Below are 15,913 nucleotides of genomic sequence, written 5' to 3'. Positions count from 1 at the left end.
TGGAGGTGGTATCGTGAAAAAATTAGTTTATCTTTGTTTGCTTTTTCTTAGCTGTATTGGGCTGTCATCCTGCTCCATCAGAAGTGGCGAAACGGCTGAAAAAAGGGACGAGAGTCATTCTTAAATGATTCGTGTCTATGATGCAGATGACAAGAAAATTCTTGAAACCAAGAATCAGGACATTCTTGCTACGTTTGGAGAATATGTCGGCTCAGCTGGTGAACATGTTGAGGGACAAGAAGTCTTTGCGGACCTGCCTGCTAATGCTAAAGTTTCCTATCATTTTGTGTTGACGACAAGGAGTGGGCACGATGTCGATTTGTATGTCTACGAAAATGACAATCACATTGTCTTGAAAGATCTTCCTTTAATTGGGGATATCAAGCTCCCTCTTTCAGATAAGGAACTATACTGGCTCCGCCATCCAGAAGAATGGGAGTAAGATGGGATAGTGGTTTTATTGTAACAGCCACTCTCCAAACGATACAGTTTAACGAGGTTGGGCAAAACTGCCCAGCCTTTTTTATCGTTTGTAGACGGAGTAAAGGCTATCTGTTTTTTGTCTGTTTATTTGACTACGATATGGTGGTTAAATTGAACCTGTTTTTAAAAGGTTCGATTTTCAACAAAAAAACAGATGAATCATGTATGTTTCTATAGTATTCCCAAAAATATACGGATAAATAGTTATTTTCTGTCAAAAAACGTTTGTTATTTTTAAAGCATATATAAAAATACCTTGGTTTGTTTATTAAGGAGTTTTGCTATATAATGAGTGTATCGATTGAAAATGGTAGGTGATAAATTTGACCTATCTTTAGAAAGTAGAAAGGTACATACCTCATGAAAAAACAATTGTACGCTGCAGCAGCAACTGCCGCCCTCATCTCCACTCTGCCCCAAGTTATCCAAGCAGAAGAGATACCGACTCCTGAACAAGTTGCAAATATGGAGAAGCCGACTGAGTCAGTGGATCCTGCCTTCCAAGCAGAACTTACCACCCTCCGTCAGAAAGTTATGGAATTAAGTACTCATGCTGCTACAAGTGAAAAGAAAGTTACTTACCAAGGACAGGTAGGAAATCTCGCTAAGGTCACTAAAAAAGAAGAGTTTATGGAAGCTACAGGAAAAGAGTTTAACGCGTTTAAAGCTGAAGTGGAAAGTGACTATATCGAAGCTAAAAACAATTACACTACAGCAGCACAAGCTGTCCTAGCTTCTGAACCTGATAGACTGAAACAAATTACGGATTTAGCAGCTATGCCAGGTACAACTCTTATGGCACTGCAAGACTTGTCTGCACAGCTATATCGAGAAAGCGAAGCAGAAAAGGCAATGGGGACTAAGCCAGCTGAGGATAAGGAAATGGAGAAAGAAGAAGCGGATCCTGCACTCCAAGCAGAACTTGCCCCCCTCCGTCAGAAGGTTATGGAGTTGAGCGAACATGCTGCAAGACCCGATAAGAAACCTGCTTACAAGCAACTGATAGAGAAGCTCGCTCAAGTCAATAATAAAGAACAGCTTAAGACAGCAACAGGAAAAGGGTTTGACGCGTTTAAAACTGAGGTAGAAAACGATTATACAGAAGCTAGAGAAAACTATGTTACAGCAGCAAAAATTATCCTAGATCCTGCTAGATTCGAAAAAATTACCAAGCTAGCAGCTATGTCAGGAACAACCCTTGATGCTCTTAAAAAGTTATCTGCAGAGTTGTATAAAGAGCATGAAGCAGAGGTAATGGGAACTAAGCCAGCTGAGAATAAGGAAATGGAGAAGGAGGAAGCAGATCCTACCTTCCAAGCAGAACTTGCCCCCCTCCGTCAAAAGGTTATGGAGTTGAGCGAACATGCTGCAAGACCCGATAAGAAACCTGCTTACAAGCAACTGATAGAGAAGCTCGCTCAAGTCAATAATAAAGAACAGCTTAAGACAGCAACGGAAAAAGAGTTTGACGCATTTAAAGCTGAAGTGGAAAAGGATTATGCTGAAGCTAAAAACAACCTTGTTACCGCAGCACAGTCTGTCCTAGCTTCTGAACCTGATAGACTGAAACAAATTACGGATTTAGCAGAGAAACCAGAAACAACGCTTAAGGCACTTCAAGACCTATCTGCAAGGCTATATAAAGAGAGTGAGGAAGAGATAAAGACCAAGAAAGCTCAAGAAGAATTGGAAGCCTACAAGAAAGAAGCAATCAATCAAATCGCTCAAATCAATGATTTGCCTCAGGCACAGAAAAATGATTTCTCAACTCAAGTCATGGCTGCTCCTACAAAAGCGGAAGTAGATACGATTAAAGAAAAAGCGCTGAACTATCTACAGCTCTTGAAAGAGGTCGAAGAGAAAAAGAAAGAGGCTGTCGCAGAGATTAAAACAAAAGCAGATCTTGAAGTGGATGAACGTTCGAACTATCTCGATCGGTTGGAAAAAGCAGGCACTACATCAGAAATCGAGTCGATTATCGCAGAAGCAAATGAGACGTCAAAGAGAAATACGGCCATTTTTGAGAAACGCAAAAACATCCAAGAACAGGTAGATAAACTTCCGTATTTGACAGACGATCACCGTAGTGCTATCCGAAGTCAACTAGAAGATGAAAAAACGGATACTGGCTTAGATAAGATTTATGACCAATCTCGGAAGCAAAACGTAGCAGATGCTAAAGCACCTCATCTGGAAACTTTAAAACAGACAAAAGCTCTGATAAAAGCTGTACAGTCGCTACCACAATTAGCAGATGCGAATCTTTCGGATGCACAAATGAAAATCTGGGCCGAAATCGGAGAACAAGCAAAAGACTTTATGGCTAGTTTTGAGCAATTGAGTGAAGAGACTGCAGCTGATACCAAACTCACCAATAAAATTATTAAAGATTTGCAGGAGTTGGCTATCTTTGCAGAGATTGAAAAAATCGCTCGTGAATTGGAACAAAAACGGCAGAAGTTTCCTGACAATGAAGCCTTGAAGGCGATTATGAAAGACATGTTTTTACATCCCTATGGTACGGTCTCTCATTTGCCACTATTTATTCAGCAAGAAATTTATCCAAGACAAAAGAAATTCAATGACTTGTATGATTATTTAGCGAATAACCAAGGAATTGGTTCAAAAACTACCATAAAGACGGTGCGACCAACAGAAAAGCCAGATTCATCAGAAGTAGATTCAGAAAAAGCTAAACCAAAAATGGAGTCAGATACTCAGGTAACTCCAGCTCCATTACCAAAAGCAGACGGAGAACAATCAGGTTTATCGGATAAGCCAAAGGAAAAACACCACTATACAGGTCAGCCAGCCTTTGCAAAACCATTGCCGAAAGCTCCAGAAAATCGCCATTTTGCTACAGGGCAGTCTATTACTAGCACTAAGCAAGTATTGCCTATAGGTGAGTTGATTCATTCAGCTAAACCAAAAGTAGAATCAGATACTCAGATAACTCCATCACCAAAAACAGACGTGGGACAATCAGGTTCATTGGATAAGCCAAAGGAAAAACACCACTATACAGGCCAGCCAGCCTTTGTAAAACCATTGCCGAAAGCTCCAGAAAACCGTCATTTTGCTACAGGGCAACCTGCTATTGCCACTAAGCCAGTACTGCCTCTAGATAAATTGCTTCATTCAGCAAAACCAGGAGAAAAAGTAGTCAAACCAAATATGTCTGCAAATTCTACTCAGGCGTTAAACAGAATGAACAATAGTGCAAAATTAGGAGATAAAAAGGTTCAACTAGATACTTTTACAACAGCTAATGGTCATCTAGGACAAACAGAGCAGTCTATGAAGCCAAATCAACAGCTAGAAAAAACACCAGTTGATTCAGATAAAAAACTCCAACAACCGGTAGAGTTGAAGCGGGTTCAAAAGACAGAGAAAGCTACTTTGCCAAAAACCAACGAAGCTACTAGCCTTGTTTCCCTATTAGGAATAGCCTTCGCAGGATTAGCAGGAATCTTTGCTCGAAAACGGAAACACTAAACACTTTTTCACCTAAACCTAAGAGGGAGTGAGACTCAATCGGTATTTCGCAGAAATCGATTATCCTCACTCCTTTATTTCTGGATTCGTTTACTCTCACTCCCGCAAGGTTGACGTGGTTTGTAGAATGTTGGTATATCAACGTTTTTCAAACCTGACAATCCTTGCTTTTTGATTTCCAAGCTCAGGTATCAATAGTCATTCCTCTGACTATTGATATGTTCTAAACTGTTAAATCGATAAGCGAATCGAGGCTGGACACTCTTGACTCAGCCTCAGATTAGTTTCTCTAAAAGGCTGCCGTAAAAAGGAAGAATAGTTGACAGGGAGAGGCAAATAGTATACTATTTCATTGAATAGTTGAGGAGTGATATAGATGGATACGAAAATGACAGACTACAAAAATAGTTTATACAAGGAATTGTCCCGATTGACCAAGGGACTAGGGAGTGAAAAACGGCTTGAGATTTTAAATCTTCTGACCCAAGGCCCCAAGCCAGTGGAGGGGATTGCCCTTGCGACAGGCTTGTCGGTTGCCAATACTTCCCGTCATCTTCAAGTCCTAAAAGAGAGTAATCTAGTGGTTACCAGCCGTCAGGGGAATTTTATTCGCTACAGTCTTGCTTCAGCAAAGGTAGCGCAACTCATTCTGTTCTTATTTGACATCGGTGAGGAGCAGCTAGCCGAAGTGCGGACCATTGAAGCGGAGTATGACAGGGAGGCAGGTGTGAACCAGATTAGTCTAGAAGAGGCGGTCAAGTTGTCTGAGCAGCCAGATGTTCTCTTACTGGATCTACGGCCTACAGAAGAGTTTGAGGCAGGCCATCTTCCTCGTGCAGTTAATCTCCCGATGGCTGACTTTCATCAGAAAAAAACGCAGCTGCCAAAAGATCGGACGGTTATCGTGTATTGTCGTGGTCGTCAGTGTGGCTATGCAAATGTGGCTGCACAAGATTTGCAGTCCTTAGGCTATCCTACTTTTAGCCTTAATCGCAGTTTCGCCGATTGGAAGTGGGGCAAAAACGAAGATTCTAACACCTGACATGTATAATAAATCAGGAGGTTCCTATGGGTATCAGGAATTTGGATATAGCATGTTCTTTCTAAAATCATATAAAAGAAAAGGAGAAGATGATGATTACCTATGTGAAACAAGCAAAATTAGAGATGTCATCCGTTCTTGAGCTTTACAGAGCAGTTGAATGGACTAATTATACAAATCAACCTCAGATGTTAGAACAAGCCTTAGCAAATAGTCTATTAGTTATTGCAGCCTTTGATCAAGAAAAGCTCGTAGGTTTGTTACGAGCTGTGGGAGATGGTGCTTCCATTCTCTTTGTGCAAGATATTCTAGTCTTACCAGACTATCAGCGAAGGGGTATCGGACGAAGGCTGATGGAAATGCTTTTAGCCAGCTATCCTGCTATTTACCAACTGCATCTCTTGACAGGCAGAGAAGAAAAGACAATGGCTTTCTACGAATCCTTAGGATTTAAGGCAGTAGATGAGCTAGGCTGCGTAGCCTATACTTATGTAAGAAGGTAAAAAGAGGATGGGACAAAAGTATCCAGCCTTGCTTCTTTTATAGCTTTGACAGTTTGACGCATATCAATAGTCAGGGGAGTGACTATTGATACCTGAGCCTAGAAATTTGAAAGCGATGATTGTCTGGTTTGTCAAACGTTGATAAATCAACATTCTACAAACCTAGTCAACCTTGCGGGGGTGGGACGACAAAATCGATTTCTACGAAATCACGATTTTTGTCCCACTCCCTTTCTGCAATATAATCCAATTTTTGCTGCCGTGTCTTGCGTTTGAAGAAACTTTCTGCTGACATGGCACTTGATTTATCGGGAAAGGTTTCCTGATAGAGTAGTTTAACAGGTCTGCGGTTGCGGGTGTATTTGGCACCTTTGCCACTGTTGTGGGTTGCAATCCGTTTGTCAATATCAGTTGTATAGCCGGTGTAAAGGCTATTATCCGCACATTTGACCACGTACATATAATGTTTAGCCTTTGCCAAAATAGATCTCCTCAATTTCTGAAGTATAGCGACCGTCTTCCTCATGAACAATCAGAGGTGGCAGGATTTTTAACCCCTCTAACGAACCATCTTTAATGGCTTCAATCAGAAGCATATTGGCTTCCTTGTTTGCCTTGGGATGGATAAACTGAATCCGCTTGGGAGCTAGATGATAGGCCTTCATAGTATCCATAATTTCAAGGAAACGCTCTGGTCGGTGCACCATGGCTAATCGGCCATTTGATTTGAGGGCATGGCGACTCACCGCACAAATTTCTTCAAGGTTGGTCGTGATTTCATGTCTGGCTAATAGATAATGCTCGCTTGCTTTCAAATTAGGCTGTTGTTCGACCTTAAAATAAGGCGGATTGCAAAGAATTAAATCAACCTGTGAACGTGGAACATGGTTGAGTAGGTGCTTGAGATCATCGTGAATCATCTCGACCTGATCTTCTAGCTGATTGAGCGCAATCGAGCGCTTCGCCATATCTGCCAATCGTTCTTGGATTTCAATTAGAGTGATTTTTGCTTTGGTCTGAGTCGATGCAAAGAGTCCGACAGCACCATTTCCGCTACACAAATCAACAATTAGTCCTTTTTTAGGGAGTTTTGGAAAACGTGACAAAAGAACACTATCAATCGAATAGCTAAAAACTTCCTTATTTTGAATAATTTTGACATCAGTGGAGAACAGTTGATCAATGCGTTCTCCAGCTTTCAACCTGTGATTTACCATAAAACTATTATAGCACATTGTCACAGCGGATGAAAAATCTTTTCAGGTCTTCAAAATATGGTATAATAAAAGAGAAATCAGCAAAGGAGAGTATAATGTTTTATTCCTACTTACGCAGTTTGTTAGTCTTTTTGTTGTGGGCTGTCAATGGCAATATTCATTATCATGATCGGGAGAAAATCTTGCCCCAAGATGAAAATTATATCTTGGTAGCGCCTCATCGAACCTTCTGGGATCCAGTCTTTTTAGGCTATGCTTCAGCTCCCAAACAATTTATTTTTATGGCAAAAAAAGAATTGTTCAAGGATCGTGGATTTGGCTGGTGGATTAGCAAGTGTGGTGCATTTCCTATTGACCGTGAAAACCCAGGTACAGCAGCGATTAAATATCCTGTCAAGATGTTGAAAAAAAGCAATCGTTCCTTGGTCATGTTCCCTTCTGGAACCCGTCATTCAACCAAGTTAAAAGGGGGCGTTGCTGTCATTGCAAAGACTGCTAAGGTGAAAATCATGCCTGCCACCTATATTGGACCAATGACCGTGAAAAATCTTTTATTAGGGGATCGCATTGACGTTGCTTTTGGCAATCCGATTGATATTTCGGATGTGAAACGCCTTGACGATGCAGGAATTGCAGAAGTCACTCATCGTATTGAGTCAGAATTTAATCGCTTGGATGTCCTCGCACGTGCTGCTCAGACAAACAAGAAACGCTTGGGCTACTGGACTTTTATCTATCGTATTCCAGTATTGATTCTAGTAGCAGTGGTTCTAGGCTTGACCTATCTCTTTAGTTATCTTGCCAGTTTTATTTGGCAACCAACTACCAATTTGGATCGCTAAACAGTCAAAAACTCGTCTTGAACGAGTTTTTTTGCTTCCCTTTGCGAATAAATAAGTGGAGGTAAGAATATGATTGAAAAATGGGTACAGATTGTACGTGATTATAAATGGCAAATTGTCGTGCCGTCTGGAATCATAGTGGCGATAGCGACTGTTTTTTTGATGGGACAAACAGGTCATACAGAAGAGCAAATTAGTTTAACGGAGTTAGCAAGTAGTAGTGAGCAAGTTGTTGAAAAGCCCTCTAGTTCCCACTCAGAATCGCAGCTTGTAGTAGATGTCAAGGGAGCGGTCAGAAAGCCTGGCATTTACCATTTGTCGGCAGGTAGTCGCCTCCATGATGCTGTAGAAGCGGCAGGAGGATTGGCAGAAACTGCTGATTCCAAGTCTATCAATTTGGCTCAGAAGTTAAGTGATGAGGGAGTCGTTTATGTAGCGACCAAGGAGGAAGCTGTTTCGGTTGTTCCTACTGTAACCACTTCACCAGCAAGCGGAGATAAGGGTGAAAAAGGGAGCCTCATCAATCTCAATACTGCAACAGAAGCAGACCTGCAGACCATTTCAGGCATCGGTGCTAAGCGAGCTGCAGATATTATTGCCTATCGTGAGAGTAATGGTCGCTTTCAGTCGGTTGATGATTTGAAGAATGTTTCAGGCATCGGTGCTAAGAGCTTAGAGAATATCCGTCCCTATGTCACAGTTGATTAAGCGCCTACCCATTGCTCCCATTCATTTAGCTGTTTTACTGTTGGCTCTTTATTTTGTGATGTACCGCCTATCCTTTTTATCTGTGCTCCTGTTTTTAGGCTTGTTAGTTTTACTCTGGTTTCGACAAGGGCGAAAAGTCTGGTATCAGGTGCTTCCGATTTTGGGCTGTTTTGTTCTCTTGTTCGGTCTACAAAGAGTGAAAATGATGATGGATGAAGGAACAGCTCCGACAGAAGTTAGTCAACTATTGGTCAAACCAGACACCATTCAAGTCAACGGCGATAGCCTGACCTTTCGAGCAAGGTCATCAGGGCGCTTGTATACTGTTTTTTATCAATTAAAAAGTGAGAAGGAGCAGGCTTATTTTAAGCATTTGTCAAGCTTGGTGGACCTAGAAGTGGAGGCAACTGTATCTGAACCAGAAGCACAGCGAAATTTTAATGGATTTGATTATCGAGATTATTTAAGGACACAAGGGATTTATCGGACGGTCAAGATTAGCCACATCACAAAAATACAAAAGCGTTTTTCTTGGAATCCCTTGGATTGGTTATCGGTACTTCGGCGCAAAGCATTGGTGTATATCAAGGAGCAGTTCCCAAATCCGATGCGACATTACATGACTGGGCTGTTGTTTGGAGAGTTGGACAAGGAGTTTGACCAAATGAGTGACCTGTATTCTAGTCTAGGCATTATTCATTTATTTGCTTTATCAGGGATGCAAGTGGGATTCTTTGTCGATAAATTTCGCTATCTTTTCTTGCGATTGGGTCTGCGAAAGGAGATAGTCGATTGGCTGCAAGTCCCCTTTTCTTTTGTGTATGCTGGCTTGACAGGCTTTTCGGTCTCAGTCAATCGCTCCCTTTTGCAGAAAATGTTAGCCAATCTAGGCATTACGAAATTGGACAATATGGCTTGTACGCTTGTCCTATCTTTCCTGCTTATGCCGTATTTTTTATTAACAGCTGGAGGTATCCTGAGTTTTGCTTATGCCTTTCTGCTGACAGTATTTGATTTTGAGGAGTTGCCGCATTATAAGCAGGTACTAGTGGAGAGTTTAGCGATTTCAGTTGGGATTTTACCCTTGTTGCTCTATTATTTTTACAGCTTTCAACCCTTGTCTATCCTTCTAACCTTTCTCTTTTCCTTTGTTTTTGATGTTGTTTTCTTACCAGGACTCAGCATTGTGTTTTTGCTAGCACCCTTGATACAGCTTACGCAGGTTAATCTTTTCTTTGTTTGGATGGAGGCCTGCATTCAGTGGGTAGCAGATCTGGGGTTCAAACCATTGATTTTCGGGAAACCGATAGCTACGCTATTAGTCGTCTTGCTGGCCGTTTTGCTTCTTACGTATGATGTCTATCAGAACCGTAAATGGCGTTTCGTTCTCATCAGCTTAGCAGCTCTGCTATTTTTTGTCGTCAAACATCCTTTGGAAAATGAGATCACAATAGTGGATATTGGACAAGGCGATAGCATCTTTTTGCGGGATATTCGTGGTCGAACAGTTTTGATTGATGTTGGAGGAAAGGTGAGTTTTACTGCTAAAGAAAGTTGGCAGGAGAAGAGTGCACAAGCAAATGCAGAGCGCACCTTGATTCCCTACCTTTATAGCCGTGGCGTGAGTCGGATTGACACACTTGTGTTAACGCATACTGATACAGACCACGTGGGAGATCTGGTAGAAGTTGCACAAGCTGTAGACATTGGGTGCATTTACGTGTCTGAAGGAAGCTTGACGGTTCCTGATTTTATAGAGACCCTGAGAGGGCTACGGGTTCCTGTTCATGTTGTACGAGTAGGAGGTAGGATTCCGATTTTTGACCGTTTTTTAGAAGTGCTTTATCCCCCTACAGTAGGAGATGGGGGAAATAATGATTCAGTGATTTTGTATGGAAATGTATTGCAGACGCGTTTTCTTTTTACAGGGGATTTAGAAGATGGGGAGTTGGACCTGGTTAAAACCTATCCGCAGTTACCAGTTGATGTATTGAAGGCAGGACACCATGGCTCCAAAGGCTCATCCTATCCCGAATTTCTGGATCACATTTCACCAAAGATAGCTTTGATTTCAGCTGGTAAAAATAATCGTTACAAACATCCTCATCAGGAGACAATAGATCGATTTGAGGAAAGGAAGGTACAGCTATTTCGGACCGATGAGCAAGGCGCTATTCGTTTTAGGGGCTGGAAAAAATGGCGGATTGAAACGGTGAGGTAAGTAGATGAGTAGGAGTCAGGGAACTATTACTTCAGTATGAACAAGTGTACAAGGGAGTGGGAAAGATTGGGTGAAATTTGTACCGAATGGCCACAGTCTGTGGTAGATATTTTCAGGAGTTTCGGTCTACCTAGTTCTTGTTCACCTTCACGACAAACGCATGAAGAAAATTTTTCCAAATTATTTCTAAAATATGATTTTTTATTCTGAAATATTGAAAACCAAGACCTGTAATTGCTGAAAGCAAAACTTTCATGTAGTGTTAAAGGATGAAAAACTAGAGAATTTCTCGAAAATCCTTCGAATTTTTTAAAATAAGGTTATCAAAGTAAGTGTTTTGCTGTTTTCACAACTTTTTCAATGAATGATTTTCTTCATGCGTCTGTCGTGGTTTACCTTTAAGTTGTGTTGTTAAATCGAATGTTGGTCTTCTGATTGCTTTTATAGAGCATTAATTGCCTTTGGTGTCATATTTTTAGAGAGTTCATTTTTTATAGAATAGAGCTATTTCGTAAGATTTATTGTTTGAGGTAGTATTTTGCAATCTACTTTCATTTGTACGAGGGGGGTACATCATGGTATAATAGGGATAATCATGTTTAGTTTTTCACAAACTTAGAAAGGATAGGGATGCGAAATGATTTCCTATCAACCGTTAAATTTATACCGTCAATTTAAGGAAGCTGCAGAGCGTTTTCCAGAAGTTGCCATTGTACTGGATACATCCTATCAGGCCTTTCCTGAATTAGGATTTGAAAATACCTACACCCAGGTTTTTGCTGCTATTCAACAAAGAGCTGCTCAACTATCTGCTGCAGGAGTTTCTGCTGATGATAAGGTCATGCTTTACAAAAGTCCAGGCTTTGATACCTATCTACTAGCAGTTGCTGTAACAGCCATAGGAGCAGTACCGGTTATGGTATCGTATCACTTGCCGACTAGTGTGATCGATGTCTTTGCAGAACGTCTAGAGCGATCCTTTATCCTTTTTGATAAGGAAACAAAAGAGCGAGTTGCAGCGATGGAGCAAAAACATCTGGTCACAGAGCTTGCGGTCGCAGACTTAGTAGGCCTACCAGCTAATCTTGTTCGTGAGAATCTCCTGCCAGAAGAGGTGATTCAGTATATGACGCATACATCTGGTACGACAGGGATTCCAAAATTAATCTGCCACACAGCACAGACAATGGGATGGCGTGTTGCTTGGCAGCAGACTATTTTTGAAAAAATGGCGGAGAAAAAAACCTTAGCTTTTCATATTTCTCCTGTTCATTCACGTTATAATATTGGGATTTCTTCAGCTATTGGCCTCGGTTTTCCTTTACTTCCCTTGTCATCTGCCAAGGCGCAAGATGTGGCTACTAGCTTAGAACGTTATCGACCGATGGCCTTGGAAACACACCCGAATCATTTTGTACAGTGGGCACAGTTTGCTAGGGAAAATCCTACTGTCTTTTCTAGTATTCGATACTACCATTCGACCTTTGATGCAATCAATATTGGGACTTTACGTGCTTTCCTAGAGGCTTCTAAAGCAAATCATCCTGTCTTTATGCAGGTTTATGGACAGAGTGAATGTGGACCGATGATTTTACGCTATCACCGGTTGGAAACTCTTGGTACAACAAATGCTCGTGATATGGGGATAGGTCTTTCAGGTTATACAGCAGCACGGATTACAGACGAAAAAGGATGTCCTCTGCCAGCTGGTCAAAATGGACATATTCAACTCTTATCCCGTGGACGTGCAGTGACTTATTATAAGGAAGATGCGCGCTTCCAAGAAAATGTCTATGGTGATTGGTGGGACAGTGGTGATTACGGCTGTATGACACAAGAGGGAACCCTACTTTTAAAAGATCGTCAGGTAGATATGATTGAATCGATTGATAGCAATCTAGCCTTGGAAGATTTCTTGCTGGATCAGCTGGACTTTTTATCTGAAATTGTTATTATTCGTGATGCTAATGGGGCACCACAGCCAATTGTTGCTCTGACAGATGGACGAGAAATGAATTGGGAAGCTTGGTGGCATCAGGTGGCAGATTTACCACTTCTAAAAGAGCCAATCATAATGGCATATGAGGATATTCCGCGAACTGCAACGATGAAGGTACAGCGCTTGAAAATGGAAGAAGAAATGAAAATGGAAAATCTTTAATACCATTTTTCTTATTAAAGAGAGAGCCGCAGTAAGGCATGATTTAGGAGAACCTTCTTTCTCACTCTACTTGTTAGGGTTGTAAAAAGAGGCTAGGCCAAAAATTTCTTAAAACCAGAAGTTCCGTCAGTAGAACTTCTGGTTTTTTGTCTTATGCTCTTTTTCGGTTATATTTGAGGAGATTGTTGGCTATGAGGACTAATCCCATATCGATTTTGACCTGCCGATTTCCTCTCAAGTTACATCGTCTGCATCTCAAACAATCCTTTATCTATCCAAAGACAGATTCCGCATCCACCTTGCGCTGGGCGAATAGGCGACTGCCTTCTTCTGATAAAAGCGCCTTGCTTTCTTCCTTATTTAACTGCTGGTATCGCTCATTGATGTAAAGTCCTTTCTGTGGGGCTCCATCAGGAAGAACTGCATAATAGACCCTGATTCCCTTATTTGCGAGTCCTTCTTTGCAGCTAACGTTCAATCATTCTACGTTCAGCTAGTGTCAACTGTTTTCTTATTGGCGTATAATAGTTTTGCCTCCCAGGTTTTTCTAATTGTTGTTGTACTGATTACAAATATATCTCTCTGAGATGTTTTTCATCCCCTTAAGTGGCTAACTTCATTTTAGAACTTTTGTTTGAAAAATTCTCATCAAGAAATATGCAAAAATAGCAACACCACACATTGAAAGCGCCTTCTTTTTGTAGTATACTAATATTTGAAGGATGATATGAATAAACTGGAGTAAAAAATTATACATAATGATTAAAATGGAATTATTTTATTTTAGTAAACATAGCAGTGGTAATCTCTAATTTATTTAGTAGATAGGGAGAGGGAGGCTTGTATGTTAGAAGTTCGAGATATTTCAAAGCGTTATGGTAATCATCAGGTTCTGTCTTATGTTTCTTTTGAGGTGAAGGCTGGGGAATTGGCTGCCTTGGTGGGGCCAAATGGTGCAGGAAAATCGACACTACTGAATATTCTAGCGAACTTGGAAAAACCAGATACGGGACATGTGGCTATCAATGGCCTATCTAACCAATCACAAGAGATTTTTCAGGATCTAACCTTTATGCTGAGTGCAGAATCTCTCTATCCCCAATTAACAGGTTATGATCACCTCAGTTATGTGGCAAAATTGCACCAGATTCCTAAGCAAAAAATGAAAGAGTTGGTTGAACGAGTAGGGATTGGTCATTATGTCAAAAAACGAGTTGCTAGCTATTCCATGGGGATGAAGCAAAAGCTCTTATTTACCATGGCGATTTTACCAAGACCGAAACTTTTGCTATTAGATGAGCCACATGTAGGTCTTGATCCAACAAATATTATTCAACAGCGAGAGATGTTACTAGAACTGCAAGAAAAAGGAACGGCTATCTTACTGTCATCACACCATTTGTCTGAAATTGAGAAATTAACTCATCAGATTTATTTTTTAAAGGATACTCAGTTGATTGAAAAAGAAGTGCGAACGATGGCCTATGATTATCAGCTACTGGTGGAGGATTGCCCTGAGTTGATGCAAGCTTTGAATCTATTTCCAACGATGTTAGTCCAACAAGTAGACCAGACGACGAGGGAAGTCTTTCTTGCAGAAGAAAATATACTACCATTTTTACAGAAAATTCCTGTTTCTAAGGTTAAATCCTTATCAAAAACATCGGAATATATGGAGAGTTTATATCGAACTCTCTATGTAGCAGAGAGGAGGAGTTCTGATGAAACTATGGTTTGAGATGAAAAAAATCCTTTCCTCTAGTATTTGCTGGTTTTTCGTTTTTCTTAGTATGGTTCTACTGCTTTCTCCTATTTTTCAGAGGGAGAAAAACAGAAATGATTACATTTCAACTTATACAACAGAGCTGGAAAATATCGGTACGGTTCTCACAAATCTAAAAATGGTTGAACAGTCAGAAGAACAGATGCTAAAAGTCGGAATTTTGAGCGACTTTGAGACGCTTAAAGATGCCTTAAAAGGCAAGAGATTCGATAGAATTCCGCGTCACCGTACGCAGATGTATCAGGATTTGGAACGACTAGTTGAGAAATATGAAGAGAGCTTTCTCCAGTTTGGTTCGTTGACCAAGGAAGAAGTGCAGGAGAAGAAGGTTTGGAATGATTGGTTGGTAAAACACAGTCTAGCCGATGAACCCGAACAAAAAGGCTGGTCTATAGGAAGAATGCTTCAAAAATCTGTTGAACAACTCTTTTCGTTTGGGGGAATCTGCTTCGTTGGAATGTTCTTTCTCATTTTTCAGATGCTTGACCGCAGGGAGGGCTACAAACGGTGGCAGCTTGTGCAAATAGACAGTTGTGGCCTACAGGAGATTCGCAGGATACTAGCCAGTATTTTCTTGGTAACTGTGGTGTTAGCGACAAATGGGCTGATTATGATAGGACATGGTTTAGTGAACAGCTATTTTCAGTGGTCCGATTTTTTGGCACCAGTGAAACTAGTTGGACAAGAGAAACTTATCCCCCGTTGGCTCTACCTCCTCGGCCTATGTGCCATATGGTTCATGATAATGGTTGGCCTAAGATTAATGATTGCTATTTTAGCATATGCTTGTAGCAAAGATATAATTTTTTTAGTTTGTACTAGTTTTCTAGTCTTTCTCCTAGCAAGAGGGTCAGAAGGTAGTAGCGGTTTTTCAATGATTCTATCCGGTCCTGCTTTTTTGCAACGGTCTGATTTGCGGACAGTTTGGTTGCAATTTGATGGCTTGGTATTCATAGAATTACTTAGTTTCATCTTTTTTTATCTATTTGCAGATAAGAGGCGATTCAAGCTCTCAATGTCTCAGCAACACCAGTTTGAAACTCCCGAATTGTCTCATTCCTGGTCTTTTGAATGGTTACAGTATCTGCGAACGTCTTCTCTATCTTATTGGGGACTGGGGATTTTTCTACTTGCTGTGCTTTTTTCCATTGTGACAACTTTTCAGAAAAATCAGGTAGTAAAGGAAGAAAGGGAAAGTCTAGAGCTAGTTGCGACACTTAGTAAGAGAGAACAGTTCGTTTATCGAGAAATAGATGCAAAAATCGACCAGTACCAACAGTTAGCACAAACAGATGATTCGTATAAAAAGGAATGGAATAGGCTGGTTACTAGTCGTAAGATGCAAGAAAGAGCAGGAATTTTCCAACCGTATCTATCAGGCTTATTATCAAGATCAGACAAAGCTACCAAGTATTTATAAGGGTTATCTACAGTTTGTTCAGAAAACGTTGCTAAAAG

General features: G+C 40.8%; 12 protein-coding genes and 1 pseudogene. 10 read left to right on the top strand and 3 right to left on the bottom strand.

All coding sequences use genetic code 11. The annotated features are described in order from the left end of the window. The first annotated feature begins 124 nt into the window (after window positions 1-124). From A4H00_RS00600 to A4H00_RS00580, 4 genes are all read left to right on the top strand, one after another. On the top strand, window positions 125-442 hold the full coding sequence (locus A4H00_RS00600; protein WP_067086044.1) for a hypothetical protein: 318 nt from the start codon (window positions 125-127) through the stop codon (window positions 440-442). Between the two features lie 401 nt (window positions 443-843). After that, window positions 844-3,978: a GAG-binding domain-containing protein gene (locus A4H00_RS00590; RefSeq protein ID WP_067086039.1), complete on the top strand. Its 3,135-nt coding sequence runs from the start codon at window positions 844-846 to the stop codon at window positions 3,976-3,978. A 376-nt stretch (window positions 3,979-4,354) separates the two neighbouring features. Next, on the top strand, window positions 4,355-5,020 hold the full coding sequence (locus tag A4H00_RS00585) for an ArsR/SmtB family transcription factor (protein WP_067086036.1): 666 nt from the start codon (window positions 4,355-4,357) through the stop codon (window positions 5,018-5,020). A 92-nt stretch (window positions 5,021-5,112) separates the two neighbouring features. Further along, a complete protein-coding gene (locus A4H00_RS00580) occupies window positions 5,113-5,523 on the top strand; it encodes a GNAT family N-acetyltransferase (protein WP_067086033.1) in 411 nt (136 codons plus the stop codon). Window positions 5,524-5,689: 166 nt separating this feature from the next. Here the strand turns inward: A4H00_RS00580 and A4H00_RS00575 are convergent, their stop codons facing one another. Both A4H00_RS00575 and A4H00_RS00570 read right to left on the bottom strand, forming a co-directional pair. Beyond that, entirely contained in the window at window positions 5,690-6,049 is a 360-nt protein-coding gene (locus A4H00_RS00575) for a GIY-YIG nuclease family protein (RefSeq protein WP_067086031.1), read from the bottom strand. After that, window positions 5,991-6,740, bottom strand: coding sequence for a tRNA1(Val) (adenine(37)-N6)-methyltransferase (locus A4H00_RS00570; RefSeq protein WP_067091314.1), 750 nt, complete (start codon window positions 6,738-6,740; stop codon window positions 5,991-5,993). The genes A4H00_RS00575 and A4H00_RS00570 overlap by 59 nt, the downstream gene beginning before the upstream one ends. 95 nt (window positions 6,741-6,835) lie before the next feature. Between A4H00_RS00570 and A4H00_RS00565 the strand changes: the two genes are divergently transcribed. From A4H00_RS00565 to A4H00_RS00550, 4 genes are all read left to right on the top strand, one after another. Beyond that, on the top strand, window positions 6,836-7,582 hold the full coding sequence (locus tag A4H00_RS00565; RefSeq protein ID WP_067086028.1) for a lysophospholipid acyltransferase family protein: 747 nt from the start codon (window positions 6,836-6,838) through the stop codon (window positions 7,580-7,582). Between the two features lie 69 nt (window positions 7,583-7,651). Beyond that, entirely contained in the window at window positions 7,652-8,290 is a 639-nt protein-coding gene (locus A4H00_RS00560; protein ID WP_067086025.1) for a helix-hairpin-helix domain-containing protein, read from the top strand. Further along, a complete protein-coding gene (locus A4H00_RS00555; protein ID WP_067086023.1) occupies window positions 8,274-10,511 on the top strand; it encodes a DNA internalization-related competence protein ComEC/Rec2 in 2,238 nt (745 codons plus the stop codon). The genes A4H00_RS00560 and A4H00_RS00555 overlap by 17 nt, the downstream gene beginning before the upstream one ends. 637 nt (window positions 10,512-11,148) lie before the next feature. Continuing rightward, a complete protein-coding gene (locus A4H00_RS00550; RefSeq protein ID WP_067086021.1) occupies window positions 11,149-12,672 on the top strand; it encodes a class I adenylate-forming enzyme family protein in 1,524 nt (507 codons plus the stop codon). A gap of 151 nt (window positions 12,673-12,823) precedes the next feature. Here the strand turns inward: A4H00_RS00550 and A4H00_RS12470 are convergent. Then, a pseudogene (locus tag A4H00_RS12470) lies at window positions 12,824-13,111 on the bottom strand (transposase); the annotation flags it as partial. 405 nt (window positions 13,112-13,516) lie between these two features. Between A4H00_RS12470 and A4H00_RS00540 the strand changes: the two are divergent. Together A4H00_RS00540 and A4H00_RS00535 are read left to right on the top strand one after the other, a co-directional pair. Further along, a complete protein-coding gene (locus A4H00_RS00540; protein ID WP_067086017.1) occupies window positions 13,517-14,410 on the top strand; it encodes an ABC transporter ATP-binding protein in 894 nt (297 codons plus the stop codon). Then, window positions 14,394-15,875 carry a hypothetical protein gene (locus A4H00_RS00535; protein ID WP_067086015.1) on the top strand — a complete coding sequence of 494 codons (1,482 nt, stop codon included), beginning with the start codon at window positions 14,394-14,396 and terminating at the stop codon, window positions 15,873-15,875. The genes A4H00_RS00540 and A4H00_RS00535 overlap by 17 nt, the downstream gene beginning before the upstream one ends. The last annotated feature ends 38 nt before the right edge of the window (window positions 15,876-15,913 follow it).

Origin of the sequence: Streptococcus marmotae, from assembly GCF_001623565.1 — a bacterium.
In the GTDB taxonomy this organism is placed as follows: Bacteria; Bacillota; Bacilli; order Lactobacillales; family Streptococcaceae; genus Streptococcus; species Streptococcus marmotae.
The sequence above is the reverse complement of the archived record's forward strand: the minus strand, read 5'-3'. Positions and strand labels throughout refer to the sequence as shown.